General features: G+C 73.0%; 13 protein-coding genes. 4 read left to right on the top strand and 9 right to left on the bottom strand.

Annotated features, from left to right (window positions below; translation table 11 throughout):
- Nucleotides 1-118 precede the first annotated feature (118 nt).
- Nucleotides 119-1,279, top strand: a complete 1,161-nt coding sequence (locus AB0E14_RS18495) for a serine hydrolase domain-containing protein (protein ID WP_362418522.1) — start codon at nucleotides 119-121, stop codon at nucleotides 1,277-1,279.
- Between the two features lie 95 nt (nucleotides 1,280-1,374).
- Nucleotides 1,375-1,929, top strand: a complete 555-nt coding sequence (locus tag AB0E14_RS18500; RefSeq protein WP_362418525.1) for a hypothetical protein — start codon at nucleotides 1,375-1,377, stop codon at nucleotides 1,927-1,929.
- Between the two features lie 38 nt (nucleotides 1,930-1,967).
- Here the strand turns inward: AB0E14_RS18500 and AB0E14_RS18505 are convergent, their stop codons facing one another.
- The 6 genes from AB0E14_RS18505 to AB0E14_RS18530 all read right to left on the bottom strand — a co-directional run bounded on the left by AB0E14_RS18505 (nucleotide 1,968) and on the right by AB0E14_RS18530 (nucleotide 17,620).
- On the bottom strand, nucleotides 1,968-2,279 hold the full coding sequence (locus AB0E14_RS18505) for a hypothetical protein (RefSeq protein ID WP_362418528.1): 312 nt from the start codon (nucleotides 2,277-2,279) through the stop codon (nucleotides 1,968-1,970).
- A gap of 97 nt (nucleotides 2,280-2,376) precedes the next feature.
- Nucleotides 2,377-3,582: a cytochrome P450 gene (locus AB0E14_RS18510; RefSeq protein WP_362418531.1), complete on the bottom strand. Its 1,206-nt coding sequence runs from the start codon at nucleotides 3,580-3,582 to the stop codon at nucleotides 2,377-2,379.
- The gene (locus tag AB0E14_RS18515) at nucleotides 3,582-5,255 is read right to left on the bottom strand and encodes an NAD(P)/FAD-dependent oxidoreductase (protein WP_362418648.1); all 1,674 of its coding nucleotides are present in this window, start codon (nucleotides 5,253-5,255) and stop codon (nucleotides 3,582-3,584) included. Before AB0E14_RS18515 ends, AB0E14_RS18510 begins: the two co-directional genes overlap by 1 nt.
- 38 nt (nucleotides 5,256-5,293) lie before the next feature.
- Nucleotides 5,294-6,964 (bottom strand): NAD(P)/FAD-dependent oxidoreductase, encoded by a 1,671-nt coding sequence (locus AB0E14_RS18520; RefSeq protein WP_362418534.1) that lies wholly within the window; start codon nucleotides 6,962-6,964, stop codon nucleotides 5,294-5,296.
- The gene (locus AB0E14_RS18525) at nucleotides 6,954-16,535 is read right to left on the bottom strand and encodes an amino acid adenylation domain-containing protein (protein ID WP_362418537.1); all 9,582 of its coding nucleotides are present in this window, start codon (nucleotides 16,533-16,535) and stop codon (nucleotides 6,954-6,956) included. The genes AB0E14_RS18520 and AB0E14_RS18525 overlap by 11 nt, the downstream gene beginning before the upstream one ends.
- Before the next feature lie 185 nt (nucleotides 16,536-16,720).
- On the bottom strand, nucleotides 16,721-17,620 hold the full coding sequence (locus AB0E14_RS18530) for a sterol desaturase family protein (RefSeq protein WP_362418540.1): 900 nt from the start codon (nucleotides 17,618-17,620) through the stop codon (nucleotides 16,721-16,723).
- 355 nt (nucleotides 17,621-17,975) lie between these two features.
- On the opposite strand from AB0E14_RS18530, the gene AB0E14_RS18535 reads away from it, so the two are divergent.
- Both AB0E14_RS18535 and AB0E14_RS18540 read left to right on the top strand, forming a co-directional pair.
- Nucleotides 17,976-19,379, top strand: a complete 1,404-nt coding sequence (locus AB0E14_RS18535) for an FAD-binding protein (RefSeq protein ID WP_362418543.1) — start codon at nucleotides 17,976-17,978, stop codon at nucleotides 19,377-19,379.
- Nucleotides 19,380-19,484: 105 nt separating this feature from the next.
- A complete protein-coding gene (locus tag AB0E14_RS18540) occupies nucleotides 19,485-20,528 on the top strand; it encodes a substrate-binding domain-containing protein (RefSeq protein ID WP_362418546.1) in 1,044 nt (347 codons plus the stop codon).
- A 20-nt stretch (nucleotides 20,529-20,548) separates the two neighbouring features.
- Here AB0E14_RS18540 and AB0E14_RS18545 read toward each other — a convergent pair whose 3' ends face one another.
- The 3 genes from AB0E14_RS18545 to AB0E14_RS18555 are packed head-to-tail and all read right to left on the bottom strand — an operon-like array spanning nucleotide 20,549 to nucleotide 24,122.
- Nucleotides 20,549-21,259, bottom strand: coding sequence for a sulfite exporter TauE/SafE family protein (locus AB0E14_RS18545; protein WP_362418549.1), 711 nt, complete (start codon nucleotides 21,257-21,259; stop codon nucleotides 20,549-20,551).
- Entirely contained in the window at nucleotides 21,256-22,674 is a 1,419-nt protein-coding gene (locus tag AB0E14_RS18550; RefSeq protein WP_362418552.1) for an amidohydrolase family protein, read from the bottom strand. The genes AB0E14_RS18545 and AB0E14_RS18550 overlap by 4 nt, the downstream gene beginning before the upstream one ends.
- A complete protein-coding gene (locus tag AB0E14_RS18555) occupies nucleotides 22,671-24,122 on the bottom strand; it encodes a uracil-xanthine permease family protein (RefSeq protein WP_362418555.1) in 1,452 nt (483 codons plus the stop codon). Before AB0E14_RS18555 ends, AB0E14_RS18550 begins: the two co-directional genes overlap by 4 nt.
- Between the last annotated feature and the right edge of the window lie 60 nt (nucleotides 24,123-24,182).

Genomic DNA, 24,182 nt, shown 5'->3' on the forward strand with positions numbered 1-24,182 from the left:
GGGGGCCGACCGGGCGAACGGGCTCGCCGCTCGGTCGGTGCGCGCCCCCTATCCGCCGGTCCGACCAGTCGGTATGTTGCGGGGAGCGCCGAGCCGACCGCCGAGCCTTGGAGGACCCATGCCCGAGCCCGCGATCGAGGGGCGCTGCGACCCGCGCTTCGCCGCCGTACGGGAGGCCTTCGAGGCCAACTTCCGCACCCGGGACGAACTCGGCGCGGGCGTCACGGTCCAGGTGCGCGGCGAGACCGTGGTCGACCTGTGGGGCGGCTGGGCCGACGCCGCCCGTACGCGTCGCTGGGAACGGGACACCGTCGTCAACGTCTGGTCGACCACCAAGGGCGTGACCGCGCTCTGCGCCCATCTCCTCGCGGACCGGGGTCTGCTCGACCTGGACGCGCCGGTCGCCTCGTACTGGCCCGAGTTCGGCGCGGCGGGCAAGGAGACGCTGCCCGTGCGCTTCCTGCTCTCCCACCGCGCGGGCCTCTCGGGCCTGCGCGAGCCGCTCACCCTCGCGGAGTTCTACGACTGGGAGGTGACGACCGCCCGGCTCGCCGCGACGGAGCCGTGGTGGGAGCCCGGTTCGCGGTCCGGCTACCACGCGATGACGTACGGCTTCCTGGTCGGTGAGGTGATCCGGCGCGTGAGCGGACGGCTGCCGGGCGCGTTCCTGCACGAGGAGATCACCGGGCCGCTCGGCATCGACTTCACGATCGGCCTGCCGGACAAGGAGGCGGACCGGGTGGCCGAACTGGTGCACCCCCGGGTCGCGTCGGACGCCGAGCAGGCGGCCGTCTTCGCCCAGCTGGCACCCGCGGCGCGGGCCGCCCTGGCCAACCCGCCGGTCGGGGCCACCGAGGCCAACAGCGCCGCGTGGCGGGCCGCAGAGGTACCGGCGGCCAACGGTCACGGGACGGCCCGCGCGGTCGCCCGGCTCTACGGCGCGTTCGCCGAGCGCGGCCCGTCGGGCGGAGACCGGATCCTCTCCGAGGCGGCCGCGGAACGGGCCCGCGAGGGCCAGGGGTCCTGCCGGGACCTCGTGCTCGGCGCGGGCTTCGCCCACGACACGGAGTGCGCCCTCGGCCTCTGGCTCAGCGGCCCCAACGCCTCCTACGGCCCGAACCCGCGCGCCTTCGGCCACGACGGCTTCGGCGGCTCCTGCGGCCTCGCGGACCCGGAGGCGGGGGTCTCGCTCGGCTACGTCATGAACCGCATGGGCCCGCGCATCGCGGACGACCCGCGCAAGATGGCGCTGGTCGAGGCGGTGTACGCGGCGCTCTGACGCCGGGTCGCCGAACCGCCCGGCCCCGCACCGGGAAGGGACTGCCGTGGGACAGTACGTCCTGACGGAATCGAGGGGCGGGGGATCTTCTCACCATGACGCGAGCCGAGGTGCTGCTCATCGGGGGACGTGCCGGGGTCGGCAAGACGACGGTCGGCTGGGAGGTCTCCGCCCGCCTGCGGGCGGCGACGGTGGCCCACTGCGTCCTGGAGGGCGACTACATGGGTCAGGCCCATCCGGCACCGGAGGGCGACCCGCAACGGGTCGCGCTGGGCGAGCGCAATCTGACGGCGATCTGGTCGAACTACGCGGAGCTGGGCTACCGACGGCTGATCTACACGAACACGGTGAGCGTGCTGGCCGAGAACACGGCCATGTTCCAGCGCGCCATGGGCGCGGACGTGAGGATCGTCCGGGTCCTGCTCACCGCGTCCGACGACACGGCCGGCGTGCGGCTGAGGGGCCGGGAGCTCGGCTCCGAGCTGGAGCAGGAGCTCCTGGGCAGCGCGCGCAAGGCCCGTCTCCTGGACGAGCGGGCGCCCGAGGACACCCTCAGGGTGGCCACGGACGGCCGCTCGGTGCCGGACATCGCGGGCGAGGTGGCGGCAGCCACCGGCTGGCTGCCGCCACCCGACGCACGGCGCGCGTGACGGGCCCCGCGCAGGCGCGTGGGCGGGCGCCCGCCCGGTCAGGGGGCGTCGATGATCTTGCCGTTCTCGTCCAGCGTGTGGGTGCGCCAGTAGACGTCCCACGTGTCGTCGACCTTCAGCGGGACCTTGCCCTCGGGGTAGCGCACATAGCCCTCCGGCGGCTGCTCCTCGTTCCGTACGCACGCGGAGCCCGTACCACCCACGGTCATCACCGGGTACTCGCCGGTGTTGCAGATGTCCTCCTCGTACGCGCAGCCCGTGAGGACCCGGGCCGCCGCGACCGCCGCGACGGCGGCGAGGGCGAACTTCCTTACGGCGGTGGGGCGGTGGGCGCTTCTGGGGGTGGACATCGTGCTCTCTCTCCTGTCGGTCGGCGTGGGCACCACCCTCGCCGACCGGGAACGCCGCGCCATGAGTACGCGTACTCGGAGACCCCGTGCGGTGCACTCACCACGCAACCGGCAACGCCTTCAGTCCGCTGAAGAACTCCCGGGACCGCCAGCGCAGTTCCCGCTCCGGGACCGCGAGGCGCAGGCCGGGGAGGCGGGTGGTGACGCGTTCGAGGGTGATCTGGAGCTCCAGGCGGGCCAGATGCGCGCCCAGGCAGTAGTGGATACCGTGGCCGAAGCTGATGTGCGCGGCGCCGGGCCGGTCGAGGACCAGCCGGTCGGGATCCGGGAAGACGGCCGGGTCGTGGTTGGCGGCGGCCTGGGAGACGACGACGGCCTCGCCCGCGCGGATCAGGACGCCGCCCAGTTCCACGTCCTGCCGGGCGTAGCGGGGCAGGGTGAGGCCGTTGAGCAGGGGGACGTAGCGCAGGAGCTCCTCCACCGCGCGCGGGATCAGCTCGGGCCGCGCACGCAGGGTCGCCTGCCACTCGGTGCCGTCACCCCGCGCCTCGGAGGGCAGCAGCAGGACCGCGAAGAAGTTGGCGATCTGGTTGGTCGTCGTGACGAAGCCCGCGATGAGCAACTCCCCCAGCAGTCCCGTCAGTTCCTGCTCGGTCAGGGCGCCGTCCCGGTGCGCGCGGACCAGGAGGGTGAGCAGGTCGTCGGCGGGGGCCCGTCGGCGCTCCTCGATCCAGCCGTGCATCCGGGTGAAGAAGTCCTTGCCGTGCTGTTCGAGGGCCTCGGGCGTCTCGCTGCCGGAGCAGATGACGTCCGCCCAGGCCCGGACGGCGGGCATGTCGGCGGCGGGGACGCCGATCAGTTCGCAGATGAGGGTCATGGGCAGTGGGAAGGAGAGGTCCTCCACCAGGTCGGCCGGGGGTCCGGCGTCCTCGATCCGGTCGAGCAGTTCGTCCGCCACCGTAACGATGCGGGCGCGCAGGCCCTCCATGCGGCGTGCGGTGAACTCCTTGGCCAGCAAGGCTCGCAGCGGGGTGTGGCGGGGCGCGTCGAGGGCGATGAGTCCCCCGCCGGCCCTGGGCATCGGGTCGATGCGGGGGTGGTCGCGGCGGAGCGCCTCGGCGAGGGAGAACCGGGCGTCCGAGAGGACGGCGCGCACGTCCTCGTAGGAGGTGGCGAGCCAGGCCTCGTCGCCGTACGGGAGGCGGACCCGGGTGAGGGGGCCGCCGCGCAGGGGCGCGTACCCGGTGGAGAGGCCGAGCCCTTCGTCGGTCCAGAAGGGGTACGGGAGCGGGGTCGCGGTCATCAGGTGGTGCCTTTCTCGGCGAAGGGGGGCCGCGGGCGCGGGCCGACCGGGACGAGGACGTGGGTGGGCGGGGGTGCGCTGGTGTCGACGTCGGCGGTGAAGCCGAGGCCGTCGTCCCGGCAGACGAACTGCATGACCTGGCGTCCGGCGGCTGCGGCCCGGATCAGGCCGCCGGTGGTGGCCCACACCCCGGAGAGGTAGAAGTTCCGCAGGCCCGGCAGGACGGGGCCGTTCTTCTTGACGAGTTCCTCCATCGCCTCGCCGCTCTCCACGAAGGGCTGCCAGCCGAGGAAGGTGCCTTCGTAGCTGCCCGTGTAGCGGATCTGGGTGAGGGGCGTGCTGGTGTCCCGTACGGCGATGGAGTCCTTCAGGCCCGGGTGGCGGGCTTCGAGGAAGTCGACGACGGCGTCCCTGGTGCGGCGTTTGGCCACGGCGTACGCCTTGCCCCGTCGCACCGGCAGGGTGTGCAGCTCCGTGCCGCGGCGGGGTCGGCTGAGTCTTTCGGGGCCTTCGGCCAGTTCTCGCCAGGGTGCGGTGTCGGAGAAGTAGGTGGCGTAGATGACGGTCGTGTCCTGGGGGGACAGCTCGGGGTAGAACCGGCTGCGGAACTGGATGTTGAGGCTGGGGTGCCGGAGGCCGACCAGCCGGCCGGCGGTCTCCTCGTCGAGGAGGTGGGTGGTGGTGGGGTCGGCGTCCGGGAAGGGGCGGCGAAGGCCGAGGAAGACGCTGACGTAGCCGGGGAAGACCATCCCGGGCCGCTGGATGGTCTCCCGGAAGAGCGTCGCGTACTCCTCGTCCAGGTAGCGCCCGTCGAGGAGCTTCAGGAGCGTGCTGGGGCCGTCGCAGGCGGAGACGACGATGTCGGCGTAGTGCTCCTCGCCGTTCGCGAGCCGGACGCCGATCGCGCGGTGGTCCTTGACGAGGATCTCCTCGACGAGGGCGTTGTAGGTGATCTCGCCGCCGAGCCGCAGATAGCGCTGCTCGATGGAGCGGGCGAGGCCGAGGGAGCCGCCCTCGGGGACGCCCGCCGACCGGTGGGCCTGCGCGGCCATCTGGAAGTAGAACGGCAGGACCGGGAAGCCGGGGTGCTTCTCGTACAGGATGTAGTTGAACGCCTCCCTCAGGAGCGGGTCCTCGAAGCGGGTGGAGTACTCCGTCATCAGCACGGACATCGAGGTGCGGAAGAGGTTGAAGTACGGCACGAAGCCGGCCAGCATGCGCCAGCGCTCGCGGCGGCTCATCAGCGCCACGGGCTTGAGGAAGGGGTAGGCGGGCAGGCAGGTGATGAACTTGCGCAGGCCCGCGCAGAAGGCCCTGATGGGGCGGGCGTCGGCGGGCGAGAGTTCCAGCAGATGCGCTTCCAGGCGGTCGGGGTCGCAGTAGAAGTAGACGGCCCTGCCGTCCGCGCCGCGCACGGTGTTGAAGACGTCGAAGTGGCGCATCTCCTTGCCCTGGAGCGCCCCGAGTTCGAGCCAGATCTGGTGCATCTCGTTGCCGGGGCCGTTGCCGAGGAGCCAGCTGACGCAGGCGTCGAAGGTGTAGTCGCCCCGGTCCCAGCCGGTGCAGCAGCCGCCGGGGATCTCGTGCATCTCGAAGATCCGGGTGCGGTAGCCGTTCATCCGGGCGTACGCGCCGGTGGAGAGGCCGCCGAGCCCGCCCCCGATGATGATCATGGTTTCGCGGCGTGTGCCCTGTGTCTTCGTCACGGCGGTCACCTGACCCTGCGGGATTCGAGCTGGGGCAGCCGGCCGAGCCGGTCCGGGTGCCAGGGGGTGGTGTCGGTGGACTCCCAGGCCCGGAACTCCAGACCGAGGTCCCGGCAGAGGTACTGGGTGACGAACCGGCCGCTCGCGGCGGCCCGGATCAGGCTGCCGCCGCCGAACCACTGGCCCGCGAGGGAGAGCCCGGCGAGACCCGGCAGCCGCATCCGGTCCTTGTTGATGAGGGCGGTGATGACGTCGTCGGCCGGGGTGAAGGACTTCCAGCCGAGGATGGAGCCGCCGCGCACGCCGGTGTACCGCTCGGTCGTCACCGGGGAGGCCACGTCGACGACCTCGATCGCCCGGCCGATGCCCGGGTGGTGGCGTTCCAGGAAGCCCCGGACGAAGTCGGCGACCTCCTGTTTGCGGGCCCAGTACGCCCGCCGGTCGGTGCGGCGCAGGTGCTTCCAGGAGTCGTAGTCGCTGAAGTACGTGCAGTGCACGACGGACTTGCCCGGCGGGGCGAAGCCGTCGGAGTAGCGGGAGCGCATCTGCACGACGAGGCTGTTCTGCAGGACGCCCGGCAGGGCCTTGCTGTCCTCCTCGGAGAGCAGGTAGGTGACGCTGTGCCGGGCGGCGGGGTCCAGTTCGTCCTTCAGGCCGACGAAGGCGGAGACGACGCCGGGGTAGACGACGTCCGGGCTCTCGGTCATCTGCGCGAACAGCTCCTCGACCCGTGGACTGGTGTAGCGGCCCCCGAGCAGTCCGTGGAGGGTGGTCTCGCCGTCACAGGCCGCCACCACGTGGTCGGCGAAGTGGCGTTCGCCGCCACGCAGTTCGACGCCGATCGCGCGGTCGTTCTCCACCAGGATCCGCTCGACCCTGGCCCGGTAGTCGACGCGTCCGCCCAGTCCGGTGTAGCGGTCCTCGACCGAGCGGGCCAGGCCCAGCGAACCGCCCTGCGGGAAACCGGCGTTGAGGTGGTAGGCGCTGGCCATGTTGAACAGGTACGGCAGCAGCGGGAAGACCTCGTGGTCCTGGAAGAAGATGAACGGGAACGCGCGGCGCAGCAGCGGGTCCTGGAACCGTTCGCAGAAGGTCTCCATCCGGGTGACCGCCGTCCGCCACAGCAGCAGGAAGGAGGGCAGGACCGCGCGGAGCGTCGCGAGGCGCTCGCGCGGGGACTGGAGCGGCGAAGGAGTCAGGAACGGGTAGAGGTTGATCCGGGTGAAGCGCCGCAGGTCCCGGCAGAACGCCCGGATCGGGCGGGCGTCGGCCGGCGAGAGCTCCAGGAGGTGGGCCTCCAGCCGGTCGGGGTCGTTGTAGAAGGTGACCGAACGGCCGGTCTCGTCGGTGACCGTGTTGAACATCTCGAAGTTCGCGATGCTCTTCCCGTCCAGCGCGCCGAGTTCCCGCCAGACCCGGGCGGCGTCGTTGCCGCGGCCCGTGCCGGTGAGCCACTCGATGCAGTAGTCGAAGACGTAGTCCTGGCGCGACCAGGCGGTGCAGCAGCCGCCGGGCAGCACGTGCCGCTCGAAGATCCGCGTCTCGGCGCCGCTCATCTGCGCGTACACCCCGGTGGAGAGGCCGCCGATGCCGCCGCCGACGATGATCACCCGGGGCCGCTCGCCCGGCGCCCTGTCCGCGCGCCGCTCCCACACGGGCCGATTCTCACGCGACATCGGTCTCCCCCTCCGTCGTCGGGACGGCGAGGAAGGTCAGGCCTTCGCGCGCGGCGGCGGCGATGTCGTCGTCGAGGGCGGCCCTGGCGAGCGCCGCGTTGCGGGCCGCCGGCTTCTCGTCGAGCATCTCGGCGTGCAGTCCGGAGCCGCGCACCAGCCGGTTGCCGGTGGTGGAGGCGGCGGCCCAGCTGCCGCGCTGCCCGGCCGCGTACAGCTCGGCCTTGGCCTCGTCGGCGATCACGGTCACGGCCGCGGTCACCGTCCCGAGGTTCGGGGTACGGCCGCAGTACTCCAGATAGTCCCTGGCCTGTGCGAGCGTCTGCGCGGTGACCGTCTCGGAGCCGGTGTGCCGGCGCAGATGGTCGCGGAGCTCGTGCTCGAACGCCTCGACGTGCTCGGTGGCGATGCCGTACGCCTCGGTGATCCGGTACGAGTCCAGGATCACCACGTGCGACACCTCGCGGCCCCGCCGCTCCAGCTCCTTGGCCACCTCGAAGGCGAGGTTGCCGCCGAGGGAGTAGCCGAGGAGCGGGCACGGCCCGGTGGGGCTGAGTTCCTCGACGAGATCGGCGTAGCGGGCTGTCTTGTCGCCGTCGACGTGGTTGAAGGCGATCAGCTCGTACGAGGGCAGGTGCGCGGCGAAGTGACGGTAGACGAGGCCGTGGCCGCCGGCGGGCGGGAAGCAGAACAGGGCCGGGCCCGCGCCGGTGTTGAAGGTGAGATGCGGCAGGGTTCCGGAGACCTGGCCGGTGACGACGGACTCGACCGTCCGGGCCATCCCGTGCAGGGTGGTGACCTTGAAGAGCAGGCCGACCGGGAGGGCGATGCCGAACTCCTTCTGGAGGTGGTGGATGAGTTCGATGAGCGTGATGGAGCTGCCGCCGGAGGCGAAGAAGTCGCTGCCCAGTCCGATCCGTTCGATCCCGAGCACCGCCTTCCATTGGGCGGCGACCCGCTCCTCGTAGAGCGTCACGGGCGGTTCGTGGTCCTCCTCGGCGGCGCCGTCCAGGGGCGCGGGGAGCGCCGCCGGGTCGACCTTGCCGTTCGGGGTCAGGGGCAGGGAGTCCAGGACCGTGAGATGGGCCGGGATGAGGTACGTGGGCAGTTGGGCGGCCAGCCGTCGGCGCAGGGCACGCGGGTCGGGTGTGCCGCCGTCCGTCCCGACGACGTACGCGCAGAGCACCGGCTCGCCCGCCGGGCCGGTGCGGACCGTCACGAACGCCTGGGCGATGCCGTCGGCTTCGAGCAGCAGCGACTCGATCTCGCCCGGCTCGATGCGGTGGCCGCGCAGCTTGATCTGGGCGTCGGCGCGACCCATCAGGTGGATCCGGCCGCGGTCGTCGCGGCGGGCGAGGTCGCCGGTGCGGTAGAGCCGTTCGGGGGCGGCGTCGGGCCCGCGGTCGAGGGTGAGGGTGACGAAGCGCCGGGCGGTCTGCTCGGGGTCGCCCGCGTAGTCGAGGGCGAGGCCGGGGCCGCCGGCCCACAGTTCGCCGACGACACCGGGCGGGACGGGCTCGTGGCGGGCGTCCAGGACGTGCAGGACGCAGTTGGGCAGAGGGGCGCCGACGGGGACGGTGCCGTGGGGGTCGAGGCCGTCGGTGGGGCCGTCGAAGCAGGCGCTGTCGACGGTCGCCTCCGTGAGGCCGTACGAGTTGATCACGCGGGTCTCCGGGCCGCAGAGCCGGCGCAGCCGCTCGTACTCCGCGACCTTCCAGGTGTCGGAGCCGACGATCATCAGGCGCATGAAGTCGAGCCGGTGACCGCCCTCCTCGCAGTGGACCGTCAGGGCGCGGGCGGTGGCGGGCACGAACTCGGCGCAGTCGACCCGCTCGGCCGTCATCGCCTCGTACAGCCGTGCCGTGTTGAGCAGCAGCTCACGGTCGGCGAGGACGAGCCGGCCGCCGGAGCACAGCGCGCGGACGAGGTCGCCGGTGAACACGTCGAAGGAGACCGCGGCGAGCTGGAGATGGACCCCCGGCTGGGTGGCGAGGCCGTACTCCTCGCGCCAGGCGGCGTGGACGGCGGCGAGGGCACCGTGCGAGACGCGGACGGCCTTGGGCCTGCCGGTGGAGCCGGAGGTGTGGATGACGTAGGCGGGGGTGTCGGGATCGTGGGGCAGCTCGTCGAGGGGCTCGTCCGGGCCCTCGGCGCACACGTCGGTGAGGAACTCCGTACCGAGGGCCGCGAGCCGCTTCGGGCCGTCGGGCTCGGCGACGACCAGCGCGGCGCCCGCGTCGACCGTCATGGCGGCGAGCCGGTCGACCGGGTGGCCGGGGTCGAGCGGCAGGTAGGCGGCCCCGGCGCGCCAGACGCCGAGGAGGGCCACGATCAGCTCGGGCGACTTCGGCAGGCAGACGGCGACCACGTCCCCGGCGCCGAGCCCGCGCGCCCTGAGCCGGCCGGCGAGCGCCGCGGAGGCCCGTTCCAGCTCGGCGTACGTCAGGTGGCGCGCCGCTCCCCCGGTCCCGGCGGCGGGCACGGTCACGGCGACCGCGTCGGGCGTGCGGGCCGCCGCGTCCTCGAACAGCCGGTGCACGGGCCGGTCCTGGGCGATCACCGGCCCCCGGGCGCCCGGGCCGTGCAGGAGTTCGCGGCGCTCGTGGTCGCCGAGCATGTCGAGCGCGGCGACCGGACGGTCGCCGGGCGCGCGGGTGAGGGCGTCCAGGAGCGTGCGGTAGTGGTCGGCCATGCGGCGGACGGTGCTGGGGCGGAACAGGTCGGTGTTGTATTTCAGGACGCAGTGGAAGCGGCGCTCGCTCTCGTCCTCGTAGGCCGAGAGGGTGACATCGAACTGCCCCTCTTCCTCAGGGAGTTCGATGTAGTCCAGGTGGTAGCCGTACTGCTGTGAGGACACCTTGTGGGCCAGCAGGATGAACATGGCCTGGAAGACCGCCGAGCGGCTCGGGTCGTGCTGGAGGCCCAGCTTCTCGACGAGCAGCACGAAGGGGTACTCCTGGTGGTCCAGGCCCCCGAGGACGGTCCTGCGGACCTGGGCGAGCAGCTCGCCGACGGTCGGGTCGCCGGCCAGGTTCACGTGCAAGGGCAGCGGGTTGACGAAGTAGCCGTAGACGGAGCCGAGTTCCTCGTCCGTGCGGCCGGTCACGGGGCTGCCGACGACGACGTCGTCCTGTCCGGAGTGGCGGTGGAGCAGGAGGTGGTACGCGCAGAGCAGCACCATGAAGGGGGTGACTCCGTGCTCGCGGGCCAGGGTGTGCACCCGGGCGCTCAGCTCCTCGTCGAGGACGAAGAACTCGGACGCTCCGTTGTGCGTCTGCACGGCCGGCCTGGGTCCGTCCGTGGGCAGGGCGAGCGGCGGGATCTCGGCGGGCAGGGCGCCGCGCCAGTACTCCAGCATGCGGTCGGCGTCCGGGGAGGCCAGGAAGCGGTTCTGACGGTTGAGGAAGTCGAGGTACCGGGCCGGGACGGGCGGCAGCTCGGCCGGCCGGCCCGCGCGCATGCCCTCGTAGAGCGCGAGCAGCTCCTCGATGAAGGTGAAGGTGGAGATGGCGTCCGAGACGATGTGGTGGACCGCCTTCATGATCACCCAGCGGTCGGGGCCGCGCCGGAAGAGCCGGAACCGCATCAGCGGATCACGGGCGAGGTCGTAGGGCTCGCGGTACTCCGCGACGATCAGCTCGCGGATCTCGTCCCAGGGCAGCCCCTCGACGTCGAACACCTCGAAGTCCGGCTCCATGGAGTCCGAGACGGTCTGGACCGGGCGGCCGTCGTCGAGGACGAAGTTCGCCCGCAGGACGGGGTGCCGGGCGACGAGCGTGCGCACGGCGTCGGCCATCAGCTCGGGCTCGATCACCGTACGGACCTCGACGGCGCCGCCGATGTTGTAAGCGTGTCCGTCGGGGTTGAGCTGCTTGAGGAACCAGAGGGCCTTCTGGTTCTGCGTGAGCGGGTGCCGGTTCGGGTCCTCGTACAGCTCGACGGTGACCGCCCCGCTCTCGGTCCCGGCCTCCCGCGCCGCCAGGGTCTCGGTGGCGGCGTGCAGCTGGGCGATCAGCTCCCGCACGGGGGCGCCGCTGAGGAGGGCGACGACGGGCAGCGCGACACCGGTCTCCGCCTGGATCCGGGCCCTCAGCTCCATGGCGAGGAGCGAGTCGAGACCGAGTTCGCCGAGCCCGGCGTCCGGGTCGATCCGCTCGGCACCCACCCGCAGGACCGTCGCGGCGGGGGCCAGGAAGTACTCGGCCACGAGCCGGGCCCGCTCGTCCTCGTCGCCGGTGGCACGGAACCGGGCGAGATAGCCGCCCTGCCCGTCGGCCCCGCCCGGTCCCGCGGCGGACGCGGCGGCTTCGGCCGCGAGACCCGCGACCAGCGGGGGCGAGGTGGGGTACCAGGCGAGGAAGGTCTTCCAGTCGCTGATGGTGGCGATCAGCAGCTGTGCCCGGTCCTGCCCGAACACCCGCTCCAGGACGGCCGTTCCGGCGGCCGGGGAGAGCGAGCTCATGCCCCGGACCAGGCGGTAGTGCTCGACGAGGCTCAGCTCCTCGATCATGCCGGTCGCCCACGGGCCCCAGTTCAGGCTGAGCGCGGGCAGGCCGCGGGCCCTGCGGTGGTGGGCGAGGGCGTCGAGGAAGGCGTTGCCCGCGGCGTAGTTGGTCTGGCCGGTGGTGGTGAGCAGCGCGGCGACCGAGGAGAAGAGGACGAAGTGGTCGAGCGGCTCGTCGCGCAGCAGGTGGTGCAGGAGCCAGGCACCGGCCGCCTTCGGCGCGAGGACGGCGTCGAAGGCGGCGCGGTCCATGTCCTGGACCGGGATGTCCCGCACGTGCCCGGCGAGATGGAAGACGCCCCGGACGGGAAGGGCGTCCCGGTCTCGGCGGTCGGCCAGCCACGCGGTGAGCGCGGCCTCGTCGGCGATGTCGAGGGCGGCGTGGACGGGATGGGCGCCGAGCGCCTCCAGCTCCTTGACGAAGCGCGCCCCTGAGCCCGCCGGGGAGTCCGGGTCGAGGGCCCGCCAGCCGGCGCGGTCGGGGAGTTCGGTGCGGCCCACCAGGATCAGGTGCCGGGCGCCCTGGCGGACGAGGTAGCGGCAGAGCAGTCGGCCGAGGGCGCCGAAGGCCCCGGTCACCAGGTAGGCACCGTCCGGGCGGAGCCGGGGCGCCAGGGGGCGGGTGAGGCCCTCGGGTCGGACGAGACCGCTGACGAGCCGGCGTCCTGCCCGCAGCGCGACCTCGTCCTCGGGGGATTCGGGTCCGTGGGGTGCGAGGACCTCGCGCAGGAGGGCGTGGGCGTCGGCTTCGGGGTCGGGGTCGGGGGTGGACGTCGTCCCTTCCAGGTCGATCAGCTTGCCCGGGTGGGCGATCAGTTCCTGGTGCCGGAGCACGCGGCCGATGCCCCAGACCGGGGCGCCGAGGGGTTCGACCAGGTCGCCGGGGGCCGCCGCCTGGGTGCCCCGGGTGACCAGGTGCAGGGACCCGGGTGCGGCGAGCTGTCCGGGGTCGTCCCGGAGCGCCTGCGCGAGCGCGACGACGGAGTAGGCGCCCAGCGCGCCGTGCTCGTCGAGGTGCTCGCGGGCGGTGGCGTCCAGTGCGGGCAGGTCCAGGTTCCACAGGTGTACGACGGTGTCGACGCCGCGCCCGTCGCGCGCGGCCAGCTCGGCGAGGAGCCGGCGCAGATCGTCCGCGTTCCCGGGCACCACCTCGGAGCGGCCGCCGTCGCCCGTCCCGCAGGCGTACGCGTCGCCCGGCCGGACGAGATGGCAGGAACCGCCGCGCGCGGTGACGAGCCGCTCCAGGGCATCGGCCACTCCCCCGGGCCGGTCGGCGAACAGCAGCCAGTTCTCGGGGCCCGGTGTCTCGGTCTGCTCCAGCGGTGCCTCGTGCCAGGCGAGTTCGGCGAGCCAGCCGTCGATCGTCGCGAGTCCGACCGTCGCCGAGGCCTGTTCGACGTCCGCGGCACGGAAGCCGTGGACGTGGCCGACGCGTTCGCCGTCCTCGGTGTGGAGGACGATGTCGCCGATCAGTTCGTCGTCCGCGCGCCGGGTGAGGGTGGCGTGGGCCCACAGGGGCCGGTCGCCGATCGGTGTCGTCCGCACCTCGTCGATGGAGAGCGGGAGCAGGATCCCCGTACCGGATGTACCGGATGTACCGGATGCACCGGACGTGCCGGCTGCGGTCTCGTCCGGGAGTCCGGCCACGAGCAGCGCCTGGAAGCAGGCGTCGAGGAGGACCGGGTGGAGCTGGTGGCCCGCCGCGCCGCCGCCGACGCTCGCGGGCGGCCGGATCAGCGCGAGCGCCTCGCCCAGCCCGTCCTCGCCGCGCCCCCGCCAGGCCTCGGCGATGCCCTGGAACGCGGGGCCGTAGTGGTAGCCGCGCGCCCCGAGGGTCTCGTAGCAGGCGGCGGAGTCCATGGGCCGCTCCGCGCGATCCCGGATCGCCGCCAGGTCCTCGGGCGTTCGGCGGGGCGCGGGCGCCCCGGCGCGGACGACTCCGACGGCGTGGACGGTGGCGGCGTCGGCGCCGCCGGTCGCCACGGTGAACGCGGCCGACCGGGCGGAGAGCGACAGCTGGACGGCCTTGGGGGCGTCGTCGGGCAGGAAGAGGGCCTTGCGCAGTTCGATGTCGCCGAGCACGACGTCCTCGGCGCCGGTCACCGCCCGGACGGCCTGGGTGGCCATCTCGACGTATCCGGCGGCGGGGAACAGGGTCCGCCCCTGGATGCGGTGGTCGGCGAGGTAGGGCTGGGTCTCGACGTCCAGCGCCACCTCCCAGGTGGGTTCGGCGGTGTCGAGCCGGCGGCCGAGCAGCGGGTGGTCCTGCCGGCCGAGGCGCACGTCCGCGACCGGCTCCGGTTCGGCCCAGTAGCGGTCGCGCCGCCAGGGGTAGCGCGGCAGGGGCACCGAGCGGCCACGCGGATGGAGGGCGTGCCAGTCGACGGGGCAGCCGAGGGTGTGGAGCGCGGCCAGGGAGGTGGTGAAGCGGAGGGCCTCGTCCTCGGCGCGGCGGATGGAGGGCAGCGTGGTCGCGGTCGCCTCACCGGTCTCGGCCGTCTGCTGGAAGCACTCCTTGATGGAGTGGCCGAGCACCGGGTGGGGACCGATCTCCAGGAAGGTGCGGTACCCGTCGGCGGCGAGGGCGTCGACGGCCGCGCGGAAGCGCACCGTGTCGCGCACGTTGTGCCACCAGTAGGCGGCGTCCAGCTCGGGGCCTTCGGCCCGGCCTTCCCTGCCGGTCAGCTGGAGCGGCAGCCGGGCGCGGCGGGGTGCGATGTCGGACAGTTCGGCGAGCAGTTCGTCCTTGATCGCGTCCATCGCGGCGGAGTGGTACGGCACTTGTACGTCGAGGAGCTTCGCGAACACGCCGTCGGCGCGCGCGGACGTGGCGTACGCGCCGAGCGCGGCCTCGTCGCCGGCCAGGGTGAGGGCGCCCGGGCTGTTCACGGCGGCGACCGACAGCCGGTCGCCGAAGGGCTCGGCCCTGCGCAGCGCCTCGTCCTCGGGAAGCCCCACGGCGAGCATGGTGCCGGTGCCCGCCAGCCGGTGCTGGAGGCGGCTGCGGGCCAGCACGATGCGCACGGCGTCGCGGAGGCTGTACACCCCGGCCTCGTAGAACGCCGCGATCTCGCCCGTGCTGTGGCCCACGACGGCGGAGGGGTGCACGCCGTGGGCCCGCCAGAGCGCGGCGAGGCCCACCTGGACGGCGAAGTTCGCGGGCTGGGCGAGCCAGGTCTCCGCCATCCGGGAGGCGTCCTCGGCCGCGTTCAGCTCGGCGACGAGGGACCAGCCGGCCTGCGCGGCGATCTCCCGGTCGACGGCCTCGACGGCCTGCCGGTAGACGGGCCGGGTGGCGTACAACTGGCGCCCCATCGCCCACCATTGGGGGCCCATGCCGGTGAACACCCAGACGGGTTCGGCCTGTCGGCCCTCGCGCCGCCTGCCGGTCACCACACGGGGGTGTTCCTCGCCCCGGCCGTAGGCGGCCAGGGCCTCGTCCACCTCGTCGGGCGAGCCGTACACGACGGACAGCCGGACGTCGTGGTGCTGGCGGCGGTGGGCGAGGGAGTACGCCAGGTCCGGGAGGGACGCTCGCCCGGTGAGCCGCTCGTCGGCGGCGGCCAGTTCCGCGCGGACGGCCTCGGCGAGCGCCGGCAGGACGGCGGCGTCGCGCGTGCTGAGCGGCAGCACGGAGGGCGTGGGGGCGTCGGCGGTGTCCGTAGTGGTGCTGTCCGTGCCGTCCGTACTGTCCGTGCTGTCCGTGCTGTCGGGCACAGGTGCGGGTGCGGCTTCGAGCAGGACGTGGGCGTTGGTGCCGCCGAAGCCGAAGGAGTTGACCCCGGCGCGGGCGGGTCCCTCGTGAGCGGGCCAGGGAGTGAGCCGGTCGGGGATCTCGTACGGCGCGGAGTCGAGGTCGATGGCGGGGTTGATCCGCTCCAGGTTGATGTGGGGCGGGATGAGCCGGTGCTCGAGGCTGAGGGCGGTCTTGATGAGCCCGGCGATGCCCGCGGCGGACTCGGTGTGCCCGATGTTCGTCTTGACGGAGCCCACGTAGCAGGCATCGCCCGGCCTGCGCCCGATCGCGAGGGCCCGGGCCAGCGCACCCGCCTCCACCGGGTCGCCGACGGGCGTGGACGTCCCGTGGGCCTCCACGTACTGGAGGTCTCCCGGCGTGATGCCCGCCCGCTCGCAGACCTGCTCGATCAGGGCGACCTGGGCGTCGGCGCTGGGGACGGTGATGCCGTTGGTACGGCCGTCCTGGTTGACACCGGTCTCCGTGACGACGGCGTGGATCCGGTCCCCGTCGCGCACGGCGTCCGAGAGCCGCTTGAGGACGACGATCCCGACGCCTTCGGCGCGGACATAGCCGTTCGCCCCGGCGTCGAAGGTGCGGGAGCGGCCGTCAGGGGAGAGGAAGCCGCCCTTCGTCTCGGCGATCGTGTACTGCGGGGTCAGATGCAGCAGCGTGCCGCCCGCGAGGGCGAGCGAGCTCTCGCCTCGCCGCAGGCTCTCGCAGGCGAGGTGGACGGCGACGAGGGAGGAACTGCACGCGGAGTCGACGGAAAGGCTCGGCCCCCGGAAATCGAAGCAGTGCGAGAGCCGGTTCGACACCATCGTCATCATCGTGCCGGTCGCGGTGTGCGCGCCGAGGGTGTCGAAGCGCAGGTCGGCGAATTGCAGGATCTTGTAGTCGAGGGTGAAGGCGCCGACGAAGACGCCGACGTCCTGCCCGGCGAGTTCGGCCGGCTTCTGCCCGCCGTCCTCCAGCGCTTCCCAGCTCACCTCCAGGAGCTTGCGCTGCTGCGGGTCCATGGAGTGCGCCTCGCGCGGGCTGATCCCGAAGAACTCCGGGTCGAACTCGTCGAAGCCGTCGATGTAGCCGCCTCGCCCGCCGACCAGCCGACCGGGTTTGGACTTGTCACGGCTGCCCAGTGACGCGACGTCGTACCGGTCCGGCGGGGTGGGCGTGAGGCAGTCCTTCCCGTCGACCAGGTTGCGCCAGAAGCCGCGGTGGTCGTTGGCGCCGCCCGGGAAGCGGCAGCCGATCCCGATGATCGCGATCTTCTCCGCGGGTTTGGGGAGGGCGGCGGAGGCGGCGATGTGGGCATGGCGAAGCGATTCAGGCATGAGCGGTCCCTTGATGCGCGTGGTGAGCGGAGAGGGCGTGACGGACGGGCGGATCGGAACGAGGCGTCACGGTGAGCGGCCCGGTGCCGGAGCAGCACGGAACACCGACGCGGACGCGGGCGGGGAGCGCCCCGGGCAGGGGCACGACGAGGAGGACCGGGCGGCCGGGGAGGGCCGGGGGCCGGTCAGCCGGCGGGGCGCCGCCACGGGTGGACGAGGGTGGCCAGGACGGCGCCGGTGTCGGGGAAGGAGGCCGGGTCGGTCAGACCGACGGACTCCGGTTCACGGCCGGGGCGCCAGGTGAAGGTGCCGAACACCCGGTCCCAGACCGACAGATCGGAGGCGTAGTGCCCCGCTTCGGAGAGGTCGGTGCTGTGGTGCAGCCGATGCTGCTCGGGGCCGGCGAAGACGTGCCCGAGCCGGCCGAGCCGTACGCGGATGTTGGCGTGCACGAAGTACCCCTGGGCGACGACGAAGAGGCCGACCGCGAACACCGCTCGCCCGGAGAACCCGACCAGGGCCAGCGCCAGTTGCACGAAGCCCTGGGAGATGACGACGTCGAGCACATGGTTGACCCCGTTGTTGCCGACGTTGACCTTCGTGGGGACGTGGTGGACGCCGTGCAGCCGCCAGAGCCAGGCGTACGTGTGCCCGGCGCGATGCACCACGTAGCTCGCGAGCGAGCCGAGGAGCAGGGCCACGGGTATCTCGGCCCACAGGGGCAGCCACGGATCGCGGCGGGCGACCTTGCCGACGGCGTACAGCACGAGGCCCTGCCCGAGGGTGCCGCCGAGAGCGGTGAGGACGTAGTACACGCCGTACCACCCCCACTCCCTGCGCCCGGGCTGCCAGGAACGGTCGTACGGAATGAGGAACTCGAGCAGCACGAGATAGCCGAGCACCGAGAACTGGAAGAGCAGAACGGCGCGCCCCGGGTCCCAGCCGCGTCCCTCGGTGAGGAGGAAGACGGCCGCGACCGCGAGCAGCAGGACCGGCTGGACGGTCACGGCCAGGGCATCGCGCGCCGATAACCGGGGCATGGCACTCCACTTCATGGGGACGGCGTCGCTGCGGGGACGGAACACGGGGGGGGCTCCCCGGCGCGGAGGAAGGCGCCGGGGACTTGATGACAGTATGAATTCGTACGACTACACAGGGCAACGGCCACCGACCGGCGCACGGTGTCGCACGCGCCGGTACCAGTGATCCGAATGCCACCGGTGCGCACTCCAGAAATCTGTCTCAACCAGGCTTAATCCCCGGGAAGTTGATCATCCGGGTGGGCGGATCGATTCGCCAATGGATCACCACCGGACGCACGCCACAAGCCGTCCCAATTACGAGGAGCGAGGGATCAACTCGGGCATTCGGTAGACCTGTCGACCCGAAAATGATCACAATGTGAAGGAAGCGTGCAGCCCGAGTCGATCAGGAGTCACCGTGACCACTCCCCACAGCCCCACCCCCCGCCCGAGCACGGCGGACGCGTCGGCGGACGCTCAACACGGCGCCGTGCCCGCCGCGTTCGAAGCGGTGCCGCCGCTCGACGGGGAGCTGTGCTTCGACGGCGCCGCCCTCGAAGCGGCCTCCGGCGACTTCGGCCGGATGGTCCGCCAGGCCCCCGCAGCCGTTCTGAAACCCGGCTCGGCCGACGACGTCGCCGTGATGGTCCGCTACTGCCGTGAGCGCGGACTGAAGGTCGCCGGCCGGGGCCAGGGGCACTCCACCTACGGCCAGGCCCAGGTGCCGGCCGGGCTCGTCGTCGACCTCGGCTCCCTCGACGCCGTGGAGATCCGCGACGACACGGCGGTCGTCCAGGGCGGGGCACTGTGGAGCACCGTGGTCCGGGCCTCCCTGCCCCTGGGGCTCACCCCGCCCACCTTCACCGACTACCTGGAGCTGTCCGTGGGCGGCACGCTCTCCGCCGGCGGACTCGGCGGACAGATAGGCCACCACGGCACGCAGGTCGACAACGTCCTCGAACTCGAAGTGGTCACCGGCGAAGGCGAACTCACGACCTGCTCGCCCACCGAGCGTCCGGACCTCTTCCGGGCGGTCCTCGGCGGCCTCGGCCAGTGCGCGATCATCACCCGCGCCACCCTCGCGCTGGTTCCCGCGCCCCGCTCCGTGCGGTTCTACGTCCTGACGTTCCCGAGCGTCGCCGCACTCACCGCGCGGGAGGCCGAGCTGATCAAGGAGGGCCGTTTCGACTACCTCATCGGCCAGGCCAGGCTGACTCCCGACGGCTGGATCCACTTCGTCGAAGCGGCCTCCTACGACGCAACCGCCGAGGACGACGCCCGGCTCACGGACGGCCTGGGGCACACCTCGGCCGAGGTCCAGGACATCGCGTACTTCGACTTCCTCAACCGGATCGCCCCGACGATGGACCTGTTCAAGTCGATCGGGGAGTGGCAGCGCCCCCACCCCTGGTACGACAGCCTGCTCCCCGCGTCCACCGTGGACGAGGTCGTCACGGAGACGCTGGCCGGCCTCAAGCCCGGCTCGATCGGCGCGAGCGCGGTCATCCTCCTGTACCCGATTCTCACCGCCAAGTGCCGGACCCCGCTGCCGGTCATGCCGGACGAGGAGCTCGTCTACCTCTTCTCGCTCCTCAGGACCGCCTCCCCCGGTGCGGACTCCGCCGAGGAGATGGTCGCCGCGAACCGTGCCCAGTACGACGCCACGGTCGCGGCGGGCGGCACCTGGTACCCGATCGGTTCGGTGCCGCTCACCGCGGACGACTGGGTCCGCCACTTCGGCGCCTTCTGGCCCGAGTTCCAGGAGGCTCGCCACCGCTACGACCCCGACGGCATCCTCACCCCGGGCCAGCGCATCTTCTGACCCGGACGGGCCCGGTCCGGCACGGGGCCCGGCCGGTCGGCGAAGATGGAGGGGTCACCCCGTCCGGGGTCACCCCGTCCCTCGACGCGAGGAGCGTCCACCCCGATGTCCACCACCGGTTCCGGTCCCGGCACGAGGCCTCCGACGATCGCCGACGTCGCCAGGGTCGCCGGTGTGTCCCGTACGACGGTCTCGCACGCCCTCAACGGGCTCGGCAAGGTCGACCCCCGGACCCGGGAGCGCATCAAGCAGGTCGCCGCGGAGCTCGGCTACCGGCCCAATCTCCGGGCCCAGCGGCTGCGGCGCGGGGAGGCGAAGGCCATCGCACTCGCCTCCTCCATGCCGTTCGCGGTGGCGGGCGGGCCGTCCCGGCTCGGCTTCTACATGGAGGTCGCGGCCGCGGCCGCCGAGAGCGCCCTGCTGCACGACTACGCGCTGGTGCTCGTACCGCCCGTGCAGTCCGGGTCGGCGCTGTACTCGGTGGACATCGACGGGGCCATCGTGGTGGAGCCCGACGCGGACGACCCGGCGGTCGCCGCCCTCAAGGAACGCGGGCTGCCGTACGTGACCCTCGGCAGGCCCGTGTCGGCGACCGAGGACGTGCCGTACGTGGATCTGCGCGGCGGTCTCGTCGCCGAGCTGCTCCTGACCCATCTCCACGCGCAGGGGGCCCGGCGGCCCGCCCTGCTCGTCGGCGCCGGCCTACGGCACTCGGCCGTGGACGCCCGCGCCGCCTACGAGCGGCTCGCGGCGGAACACGGCTGGACGCCCGTGGTGGCGACCGCTCCCGAGGCGGGCGGCGAACAGGCGGGCTACGAGCGGTGCGCGGCCCTGCTCGCCGAGCACCCCGGGATCGACGCGGTCTGCGCGATGGTGGACACCTTCGCGGTGGGTGCGGTACGGGCGATCCGGGACAGCGGGCGCGCCGTGCCGGACGACGTCATGGTCGTCACCCGGTACGACGGCCTGCGCGCCCGGACCTGCGAACCGCCCCTGACCGCCGTGGACCTGCACCTGGACCGGGCCGCCGCCGACGCGGTGACCCTGCTCCTCGGCCGGCTGCGCGGTGACGCCTCCTCGGACGCCACCGCGCACGTGACGGCGGCGCCGGAGCCTCGCGTCGTCGCCCGCCGTTCGTCGGGGGCGTGAGACCTCCCTGACGGAGCCGGTCAGAGACCGACGATCAGCAGCGCCCCCGAGACGAGGGCGAAGCCGAGCACGAAGTGCCGCATCCGCCGCGCGTCGATCCGGTGGTGGGCCAAGCGGCTCAGCCAGGCTCCCGCGGCGATCGCGGGAGCCAGCGCCAGGGCCCAGCCGAGGTCGGCGGGCCTCCCCTCGCCCGTCGCGAACAGCAGGAGCAGCGAGGCGACTTCGCCGACGAGGAAGCAGACGGCCACGGTGGACCGCAGCTCCGCCGGCGGCCGGTGCTGGTAGACAAGGGCGAGCGGCGGACCGCCGACCCCCGTCGCCGTCTCCGTCAGGCCCGTCACCGCGCCCGCTCCCACATAGGCGGCCCGGCCCGGCGTGAACGCGGGCGCCACCAGGCTCACGACCGCCGCGAGCACGGTGGCGAGGCCCACGAAGAGGCCGAGGCCGCGCTCCGGGATCAGCCACAGCAGCGCGAGGCCGCCGGGGGTCGCCCCGAGGCGCGCGGCCGTGATCCAGCCCGCGCCGCGCAGGTCGAGCGAGGACCGTTCGCGCCAGGCGACGTACAGATTGAGCGGGATCATCGCCGCCAGGACGAACACGGGGAGCAGCCGCGGATCGAGGAGGCCCGCCACCGGGGCCACGATCAGGGCGAAGCCGAGGCCGCTGCTGCCCTGGACGAAGGCGGCGGCCGTCACGGTGAGGGCGAGGATCACCAGCGTCCCGGCCGTCACCTCGCGGTCCTCTCGGCCCGTGCCGTCCGCTCCGCCCGCGCCGCGGTCGAGGTCGGGTGGACGCGGGTGACGGCGGCGCCGCCCACGGTCGTTCGCGCCAGTTCGGCGGCCCGGCGCACGAGGGCGGCCCCGTCCCAGTCGACGGGCCGTCCTTCCCACAGGCGCAGCCTGCCCGCGACGAACACCGCGGTGATCTGGTCGCGGTTGCCACGCCGGACCAGCTCCCAGGGCAGGTCCCAGGAGAGCGCGAGTTCCGGGGAGGTCGTGTCGACGAGGAGGAAGTCGGCGGCGAGGCCCTCGGCGATCGTGCCGGTCCGTGCGCCGAGGCCCACGGCGTCGGCTCCGCCGCGGGTGGCGTGCTCCAGCCAGGTCCAGCCGGCGCCGCAGGACGAGTCGCCGGTGGCGAGCCCGTAGGCCAGGCGCTGGGCGAACTCGGCCGCGTCGGCGAGCCGGAAGCCGTCGCCGCGCGTTCCGTCAGTGCCCAGGCCGAAGCGGATGCCCCGCTCGGCCATGGCGGTGGCGGGCGCGACGGCGTTGCCCTTCCAGGCGCTGGCGACGGGGTTGTAGCTGACGGCGGTCCCGGTGTCGGCGAGCAGGGTGAGTTCGCGCGGGGTGAGGAGGGTGGCGTGCGCGGCGAGCAGGTGGGGGCCGAGGACGCCGAGCCTGTGGAGGTGCTCCAGGGGCCGAAGTCCGTGGCGTACGAGGGAGCGTTCGACGCCCGCCAGGTGCTCGTTGACATGGATCTGGAGGACCGCGCCGGCCTCGGCCGCGAGACGGGCTGTGTGCCGGAGGGTCTCCTCGGTGGCGGCCTCGGGGATGGAGACGGCGAGGGAGGCGTGGATCAGCGGGTCGCCCGCGTAGCGCGCGAGGTGCTTCTCGGCGCCCTCCGGGTCGGCCTGGTCCGCGCCGTCGGCGTCGTTGCGGACCAGGCCGAGGACGCACCGGATTCCGGCGTCGCGGGCCGCGCCGGCCACCACGTCGACGTCGACGTCGGCGCGGGTTCCCGCGTCGGCGACGGTGGTGAAGCCGCCGCGCAGGGCTTCGAGCACGGCCAACTTGGCGGCGACGTAGGCCGCTTCCTCGTCGAGGGCGCCTTCCAGCGGCACCCACACCCTGCGGAAGATCTCGGACGGCTCCCCGAAGGCGAGCGCCGCGCCGAAGCTCTGGGTGAGGTGGTGGTGGGCGTCGACGAAGCCGGGCATCAGGAGGTGCCCCGGGAGCGGGACCGGATCGAGGTGGGGGTGGGTGCGGGTCAGTTCCCGGACGGGCCCGACGCGCCGGAAGGAGCCGTCGGCGACCACGACCGCGTGACCGTCGGCCGGGCCCTCGGGCAGCAGAACGGCGTCCGGGGCGAGCAGGAGCGGCCGGTCCGCACCGGCGAGAACGTCATGGGTGAGCTGGTCGAGCTGGTTCATCGGTCGCTTTCCGTACGGGGGCGGGCGAGGGTCGGCCGTCCGGCGAGGCGTGGCCTGACGTGGTGGAAGAGGATGTTGAGGACGGCGGCGACGAACGCGCCGACGGCGACGCCGCTTTCGAGGAGGATCCGGAGGTTCGGCGGGAAGCCGCCGTACACGCCGGGGACGAGGATCGGGAGCAGTCCGAGCGCGAGGGCGACGGCGCAGACGAAGGTGTTCGTGTGTGTGCCGAGGTCGGAGCGGCCGAGCATCTGGACGCCGAGCACGGTGATCACGGCGAAGACGACCATCGCCGTGCCGCCGACGACCGCGGCGGGGACGACGCTGATCATCCGGGTCACGGGGGCGAGGAATCCGATGAGGATGAGCACGACGCCGGCCGCTGCGGTCACGAAGCGGCTGCGGACGCCGGTGACGCGGACGATGCCGATGTTCTCGCCGCTGGTGACCATGAGCGGCAGGCCGAGGAATCCCCCGAAGAGCGAGGTGAGCGCGTCGCCCCGGACCGTCTTGGGGACGTCGGCGCGGGTGTCGATCTCCTTGCCGACGGCCTCCGCGTTGATGACGGTCTGTCCGGTGGCCTCGGCCATGGAGGCGAGGCTGTAGAGCATCAGCGGCAGGGCGGCGACGAGGTTGAACTGGGGTGAGCCGAACGGCATCAGCTGCGGCAGGGTGAGCAGCCCTCCGTCGGTGACCGCGCCGAGGTCGACGGTTCCGAGGGCGGAGGCGAGGCCGGTGCCTGCCAGCAGGCCGAGCATCACGGCCAGTTGGCGCAGGATGCCGCTGAAGAGCAGGTAGAAGGCGACGGTGAAGCCGATGGTGGCGAGGCCCAGACCGAGGTTGAGGGGGTCGGCGAAGCCGGGTGTGCCGGGGCGGCCGGTGACGAGGACCGCGCCGACCTTCACCAGGTTGACGCCGACGATGACGATCATCGTGCCGATGACGAGGGCCGGGAAGAAGGCCAGCAGCCGTGAGAAGAGGGGCAGGACGAGGAAGCAGAAGGCCGCGGTGAGGATCACGGCCCCGGTCGCGGTGCGCAGACCGTGCTGTTCGGCGATGGCGAGGAAGAGGATGAGGGGCGCGCCGCCCGGCAGCATCACGAAGGGCAGGCGGGGCCCGAACTTCCAGGGGCCGAGCGACTGGATCAGGGATCCGACCCCGGAGAGCACGAAGGCCGCCGAGAGAAGGTTGACGGTGAGTCCGGGGTCGAGGCGGAGGGTCGCGCTCATCAGGAAGATCGCCGAGATGGGGGTGGCGGCCATGACGAGCACGTGCTGGACCCCGAAGAGCAGGATCCGGCCCAGGGGACGGGACTGGTCGACGGGGTGGGGCGTGTCGGGGGCCGGGCGCTCGTGGCTCTCCGAGGCGGGGGCCTGGGCGGCGGGTTCGGGCGTCTCAGGGGTGGGGGTTGGTCGTTCCGTGCCGGGGTGGTGCTGGGGAGTGGACACGTAGGGGCTCCGTTCGGGCGTCGCTGCACGCGCGGATTTCAGCCGCGATCCGGCCCCGGG

The sequence above is a fragment of the Streptomyces sp. NPDC047981 genome, assembly GCF_040653315.1.
In the GTDB taxonomy this organism is placed as follows: domain Bacteria; phylum Actinomycetota; class Actinomycetes; order Streptomycetales; family Streptomycetaceae; genus Streptomyces.

Coding starts and splice junctions, on each gene's coding strand:
- AB0E14_RS18495 (WP_362418522.1), top strand. CDS start 119: ATGCCCGAGCCCGCGATCGAGGGGCGCTGCGACCCGCGCTTCGCCGCC.
- AB0E14_RS18500 (WP_362418525.1), top strand. CDS start 1,375: ATGACGCGAGCCGAGGTGCTGCTCATCGGGGGACGTGCCGGGGTCGGC.
- AB0E14_RS18505 (WP_362418528.1), bottom strand. CDS start 2,279: ATGTCCACCCCCAGAAGCGCCCACCGCCCCACCGCCGTAAGGAAGTTC.
- AB0E14_RS18510 (WP_362418531.1), bottom strand. CDS start 3,582: ATGACCGCGACCCCGCTCCCGTACCCCTTCTGGACCGACGAAGGGCTC.
- AB0E14_RS18515 (WP_362418648.1), bottom strand. CDS start 5,255: ATGATCATCATCGGGGGCGGGCTCGGCGGCCTCTCCACCGGCGCGTAC.
- AB0E14_RS18520 (WP_362418534.1), bottom strand. CDS start 6,964: ATGTCGCGTGAGAATCGGCCCGTGTGGGAGCGGCGCGCGGACAGGGCG.
- AB0E14_RS18525 (WP_362418537.1), bottom strand. CDS start 16,535: ATGCCTGAATCGCTTCGCCATGCCCACATCGCCGCCTCCGCCGCCCTC.
- AB0E14_RS18540 (WP_362418546.1), top strand. CDS start 19,485: ATGTCCACCACCGGTTCCGGTCCCGGCACGAGGCCTCCGACGATCGCC.
- AB0E14_RS18550 (WP_362418552.1), bottom strand. CDS start 22,674: ATGAACCAGCTCGACCAGCTCACCCATGACGTTCTCGCCGGTGCGGAC.